Raw genomic sequence first — 6,012 nt, 5'->3', positions numbered from 1 at the left:
ACCTCGTCGGTGCTGATGTGGTGGTAGCGCACGTCATGCGCACGTACCGCTTCGAGTATCGAGAATGTGCCGACGAGATTGGTGTGAACAAAACTCGAGGGGTCGGCCAATGAATTGTCATTGTGCGATTCGGCGGCGAAATGGACGACCAGGTCGCTGTCGCCGACAAGCGAGTTGACGAGGGCGGCGTCGGTTATGTCACCTTCGATGAGTTCAATCTGGTCGTCGACGGGTGCCAAGGATGCTGCGTTGGCGGCGTACGTCATGGCGTCGAGAACGCGCACCTGCACGTCTGGGCGTGCGGAGAGTGTTCGGTGCACGAAGTTGGCGCCGATGAAACCGGCGCCACCGGTGATCAGTACCCGCATGTATCTATCCCCTACTCTATGTGACGGACCGCACAATTAGTTCGCCGACGGGCCGAGTGCTGAATTGGGCCCTAAGGTATCGCGTATGCGCGGAATTATCCTTGCCGGCGGTACCGGAACTCGACTGCACCCGATTACTCAGGGCGTAAGTAAACAGTTGGTACCGGTATATGACAAACCCATGATTTATTATCCGCTTACTACTCTAATGCTGGCAAACATAAGAGACATCTTGATCATTACTACCCCTCATGATGAGGCGGCGTTCCGGGCGTTGCTCGGCGACGGGAGCCAGTTCGGCATCTCGATCTCCTATCAGGTGCAGGCAAACCCGGACGGACTGGCTCAAGCCTTCGTTCTGGGTGCCGACCACATCGGTTCGGATTCAGTCGCCCTCGTGCTGGGCGACAACATTTTTTACGGGCCAGGACTGGGCGAGCAGCTCAACAGGTTCCGCAACATCCGCGGCGGTGCCGTCTTTGCCTACTGGGTACGAAATCCGGAGGCCTACGGCGTCGTCGAGTTCGACAGCGACAACAAGGCCGTACGGCTGCAAGAGAAGCCGCTGAAACCCCGGTCAAACTTTGCAGTCCCGGGCCTATATTTCTATGACAATGACGTCGTGGAGATCGCGGCGAACCTTGAGCCCAGCGCACGCGGCGAGTACGAGATCACCGACGTCAACCGCGCCTACCTCGACCGAGGACTCCTCCAGGTCGAAGTTCTTCCCCGCGGGACCGCGTGGCTCGACACCGGAACCTTCGACTCACTGCTGGACGCCGGAAACTTTGTTCGCACTGTCGAAGAACGTCAGGGCCTGAAGATTGCCGTTCCGGAGGAGGTTGCGTGGCGCCGTGGGTTCATCGACGACGAACAACTCTTGCTGTGCTCAAAAAGGCTGATGAAATCGGGGTACGGCACGTACCTTCTCGATCTCCTTGAACGCGGCAAGGAACACTGACAGACATGCTGATCGAACCGATGGCCATCGACGGCGCTTTCGCGGTTACCCCGCAGAAGTTCGGGGATCCGCGCGGCCTGTTCATGGAGTCCTTCAAAGCCGATCTGTTGGCCGAGGCGATCGGGCACCCGTTCGACCTGCAGCAGCAGAACCTCTCGGTCTCGGCCGCGGGCGTCCTGCGCGGAGTCCACTTCGCTGATGTGCCACCGGGACAGGCGAAGTACGTCAGTTGTCCCAAAGGTGCGATCTTCGACGTGGTGGTGGACATCCGTGTCGGGTCACCAACGTTCGGTGCCTGGGACGGGGCGTTACTCGACGACGTCGACCGCAGGGCGCTCTACATCGGCGAAGGACTCGGGCACGCTTTCGTCGCCCTCGAGGACAACTCGGTGGTGACGTACCTCTGCTCAACCGGCTACAACCCGAGCGGCGAACACGGCATTCACCCCCTTGATCCCGAGATCGGCATCGAGTTCCCCACCACTGCCCGCGACGGTTCCCCGCTAAAATACAGTCTGTCGGACAAAGACATGGCGGCCCCGACGCTCGCTGAAGCAACGGAATCTAAACTGGTTCCCCAGTACGACGAAGTCCTCGACTTCCTCCGGTTACTAGCCCGCTAAATGAATGGCTTTGTGCTGTTGATTGATCGGCGCCTCCCAGATGCGTGCGAAGCGTCCCCGTTTATGACGCCCGACTTGCGCATCTGCTCGGGCGGGAAGACCGCATACTGAACCGGTGAAAATTCTTGTGGTGTGCACCGGAAACATCTGCCGCTCGCCGATCGCGCAGCGGATGCTCGAGCAGCGAAGCATTGACCTCGGCTTGGACTGGACCGTCTCCAGCGCCGGCACCCGCGCCATGAACGGCCACGACATGCACCCCGAGAGCGCCCGGGCGCTTCGGGACCTCGGTCTCGATCCGGGCACCTTTGCCTCCCGGCTGCTGACCCCGCCCCTCATCGCCGACAACGACCTCGTCCTGTGCCTGGCGCGCGAACACCGGGCCGCTGCCTGCCAGCTGGCGCCGATCCGCTGGCGCAGCATCATCACTCTTCGCGAAGCCGGGCTCGACCCCGCACTCCCCACCGGTCCGAACGCCACGTCCCTCGACATAGCCGACCCTCTGGGTAAACCCGCCGCCGAGTTCGACAGGGCAGCAGCTGAGATCGCTGAGGCGGTCGAGGCGGCGATCGCAGTGATCAGCCGGAGCCGGTAGCTGCCACTCAGCGCGTATCAGACGCACAAACCTCACACAGCTCGAAAGCGGATCGTGGCCGTCTGCTGCACACGATGCACCAGGCATCCGCGACCACCGCAAACCGTCGATGCGCCCAATAGAAGCCACCGACCAGGATCATCAAAGATGCGGCGATCAACATCACGCCCCCTAGGATCACCGACCCAGTTGCCAGGAGGCAGAACCCAGCGACAAACGGCACGCCGCCGATGATCACCGGCAAGTAGACAGCCGGGTTCCGCGGGTCCAGTGGACTGGGTCGCTTGCCGGGTGCCACTAGCTGGGCGAGTAGGTGTACGCGACGAACATTATTGCGATGATCCCCGCGAGCAAGATCGCACCTGTAAAGATGCGCACTCGCTGAGCCTGCTTGTAGATCTTTCGTGAACTCACGGCGATGATCATTGCCGCAATGAGACACGTTGCGCCACTTACGATCTCTATTTAGTACGAACGTGCTACACCGAGATGACTCTTACGTTCACAAACGAGCTTGACGGGCAAAGTTTGCCTCACCGCCAACATTGCAAATGCGTAGCGGGCGTTTACGCGTACACATTCTGCGATCCGCAATAGATCACCTCAGCGATGGCCGAACCGCGCATCACGCTTCTCCACAAACGCAGCCATACCCTCCGACTGATCTTCGGTCGCGAACGTGGAGTGGAACACGCGCCGTTCGAACAGGACGCCTTCGGTCAGTCCCACTTCCTGTGAGCGGTTGACTGCCTGCTTGGCCAACATGGTGATCGGCAGCGACAACTCCGCGATTGTGTTCGCGACCTCGATCGCATCCTCCAGGTACGACTCGGTGGGCACGACCCTCGAGACAAGGCCGGCACGCTCGGCCTCGTCGACCTTCATGCGCCGGCCGGTCAGCACCATATCCATGGCCTTCGCCTTGCCGATCGCACGCGTAAGCCGTTGGGAGCCACCGATTCCCGGGATCACGCCCAAGTTGATCTCGGGCTGACCGAATACGGCGTTCTCGGCGGCGATGATGATGTCGCACATCATGGCCAGTTCACATCCGCCACCGAGGGCGAAGCCGGCCACCGCCGCAACCACCGGAGTGCGGACCTCGGTGAGGTGCCCCCAAGCGCTGAAGAAGTCTTCGGACAGCATGTCGACGTACGACTTGTCGGCCATCTCTTTGATGTCAGCGCCCGCAGCAAAGGCACGTTCGGAGCCCGCGATCACGATGGCACCCACAGACGCGTCGGCGTCATACGCCTGCGCGGCTCCAACCACCTCGGTCATCAGCTGAGAGTTCAACGCATTGAGCGCTTTTGGCCTGTTCAGCGTGATGATGCCGACTCGGCCCCGCTGCTCGGTGGTGATGGTCTCAAAGCTGCTCATCAGAACGCTCCATTCGTGAGTACAAGATCGTCGGGCAGGGGGGCGAAGAAGTCGGCGACCACGGCGGGATCCACCTCGGTCAGTCCCCGAGGCGACCACTTTGGCGAGCGGTCTTTGTCGATCACCTGGGCTCGAATGCCCTCCGCAAGGTCGGGGTGGGTCAGGAAGTGGATCGACACCCGGAACTCGCTCTCCAGGGCTTCTTCGAGCGTCGTATCGGCCGATATCTGTCGTAACGACCGCATGGTCACCTCCACCGACGTGGGCGATTTGGCTCCCACCACGTTCGCAGTGTCGTGGGCATCGGTTTCGTCGTGTCCGCGCAGGCGTTCGACGATGCCGACTCCCGTGTCGGCCGCGAAGGCATCGTCGATCCAGTGACGCTTGGTGAGCAGATCGGATCCGGGAGGAGCAACACAGAACTCGGCGATCGCGTCGTCAACGGGCTTCGTCGTGAGAGCAGAGACGAACTTCTCGATGCTCTCCGACGGCAGGAAGTGGTCGGCGAATCCGATGGCGATGGCATCGGCGCCACCGATCTGTGCCGCGGTGAGGGCCAGGTAGGTGCCCAGCTCGCCCGGAGCGTGCGCGAGCAAGTAGGTGCCGCCGACGTCCGGGGAGAATCCGATGCCGACCTCGGGCATCGCCATCCTCGTCCGGTCGGTGACGATACGGGTGTTGGCGTGCGCAGATACTCCCACTCCCCCACCCATGACGATGCCGTCCATCAGGGCCACGTACGGCTTCGGATAGTGAGAGATGTACGCGTTGAGGATGTACTCATCCCGCCAGAAGTGTCCTGAGGGGGTGTTGACTGCATCGTCCAAAGTGGTTGCAGCCGAAGCATCTCGGTGGATGGCGACGATATCTCCGCCGGCACACAGTCCACGTTCGCCGGCGCCATCGAGCAAGACGGCCTCAACCGCGTCGTCATCGGCCCACTCTCGCAGCGCCGCGTGGATGGCGGTCACCATCTCGTGCGTCAGCGCATTGATCGCTTTCGGCCGGTTCAGGGTGATGCGGCCGATCCGCCCCTCGGTACGAACAAGGACGCTGCTCTCGTCTGACATGACTCTCCATTGATCGACTGCCGGGCGCCTCACATAGTTGCATATCCTAGTATTGGCAGTCCAGGGCACCTGCGAAGCCGCACATCACGTTGCTGGCCGCCACGCACCCGACAGGCGCGGCGAGCGATCAGGGTTGGCCCGGTTTGAGCTTGATGAACAGCCCATCGGCTTCAGCACACAGCACGTCCCCGTTGTGCAGGGTGGCCTTGATGAAAACCTTGCGTCCTTCGATCCGATCCACCCACGACCGAATCGCGAGCTCGGTGTTGAGCGGGGTGATCGCGCGGTAGTTGACAGTCAGATATGCCGTCCTGGTGACACCGCCCGAACCGAGCGCACCGGCCATACCCATCAAGTCATCGAACGCCACCGCAACCTGACCACCGTGGGCAGCGTTGTTGCCGCCGAGGTGGTAGCGGCGGAATGTCATACGCGCGCTGACGTTCTCGGCACTCGCCTCGTCCAGTTCATACGGAGGCAGGGTGATGTTGCCTCGCGCCGGCAGATCGATCCGCCCACCGGACGGCGCGCGCCACTCATCGATCGCGACCTCGTCGAGCTTCTTGTTCAAGACCTGCAGTGCGTCGATGACCTCGGTGGTGAGCTCTTCGCTGGGACAGGCCGCCTTCACCCGGTCCATGAAGGTGCGGACCTCTTCGATGAACTCGCCGTACCGCGGACCGCCGCGCGTGAGGTCGATGTCGAACGTCGGCCGGAATCCACCCTCGTGGTGCACTTCGTCCGCCTGGGCGCTTTCGAACTTCGCGGCAGATCGTTCGAGCGGGCTGTCCTGAGTCATGACCTCGACACTATAGACCTGGGAAGAACACGTTTCCGCCGACTCTCGGGTGTGCGGCGGAGATTGCGTGCACGTTGCGGCTGCAGTCCCGGTCACCCGTTCATGGACGCGTCCGGCCTAATCGTTCGACGGGTGCGAACTGCAGCGATGGGAGGATTCGCGGGAGGACGAGTAGTCCACCGAGTGGGCCGAGTTGCGCGACCACGCCGCAGCACT

The 6,012-nt window shown here is 61.8% G+C and carries 7 protein-coding genes; 3 read left to right on the top strand and 4 right to left on the bottom strand.

The window, feature by feature from the left end; translation table 11 throughout:
* The coding region (locus KXR83_RS18885) for a GDP-mannose 4,6-dehydratase (RefSeq protein ID WP_437426103.1) at positions 1-368 on the bottom strand (368 nt) is incomplete at its 3' end.
* A gap of 85 nt (positions 369-453) precedes the next feature.
* On the opposite strand from KXR83_RS18885, the gene rfbA reads away from it, so the two are divergent.
* The 3 genes from rfbA to KXR83_RS18870 all read left to right on the top strand — a co-directional run bounded on the left by rfbA (position 454) and on the right by KXR83_RS18870 (position 2,547).
* Positions 454-1,329, top strand: a complete 876-nt coding sequence (rfbA, locus tag KXR83_RS18880; RefSeq protein WP_437426102.1) for a glucose-1-phosphate thymidylyltransferase RfbA — start codon at positions 454-456, stop codon at positions 1,327-1,329.
* Between the two features lie 5 nt (positions 1,330-1,334).
* The gene (locus KXR83_RS18875; protein WP_437426101.1) at positions 1,335-1,952 is read left to right on the top strand and encodes a dTDP-4-dehydrorhamnose 3,5-epimerase family protein; all 618 of its coding nucleotides are present in this window, start codon (positions 1,335-1,337) and stop codon (positions 1,950-1,952) included.
* Positions 1,953-2,067: 115 nt separating this feature from the next.
* Positions 2,068-2,547 carry a protein-tyrosine-phosphatase gene (locus tag KXR83_RS18870; RefSeq protein ID WP_437426100.1) on the top strand — a complete coding sequence of 160 codons (480 nt, stop codon included), beginning with the start codon at positions 2,068-2,070 and terminating at the stop codon, positions 2,545-2,547.
* Between the two features lie 603 nt (positions 2,548-3,150).
* Here the strand turns inward: KXR83_RS18870 and KXR83_RS18865 are convergent.
* The 3 genes from KXR83_RS18865 to KXR83_RS18855 all read right to left on the bottom strand — a co-directional run bounded on the left by KXR83_RS18865 (position 3,151) and on the right by KXR83_RS18855 (position 5,796).
* Entirely contained in the window at positions 3,151-3,927 is a 777-nt protein-coding gene (locus KXR83_RS18865; protein ID WP_437426099.1) for an enoyl-CoA hydratase, read from the bottom strand.
* Complete coding sequence (locus KXR83_RS18860) at positions 3,927-4,997, bottom strand: enoyl-CoA hydratase/isomerase family protein (protein ID WP_437426098.1); 1,071 nt, start codon at positions 4,995-4,997, stop codon at positions 3,927-3,929. Before KXR83_RS18860 ends, KXR83_RS18865 begins: the two co-directional genes overlap by 1 nt.
* 127 nt (positions 4,998-5,124) lie before the next feature.
* Entirely contained in the window at positions 5,125-5,796 is a 672-nt protein-coding gene (locus KXR83_RS18855; protein ID WP_116917867.1) for a PaaI family thioesterase, read from the bottom strand.
* Positions 5,797-6,012: the final 216 nt, after the last annotated feature.

The sequence above is a fragment of the Williamsia muralis genome, assembly GCF_051487485.1.
Classification (GTDB): domain Bacteria; phylum Actinomycetota; class Actinomycetes; order Mycobacteriales; family Mycobacteriaceae; genus Williamsia; species Williamsia muralis_B.
Note: the sequence above shows the minus strand (reverse complement) of the source record. Positions and strands in the feature narration are given on the sequence as shown.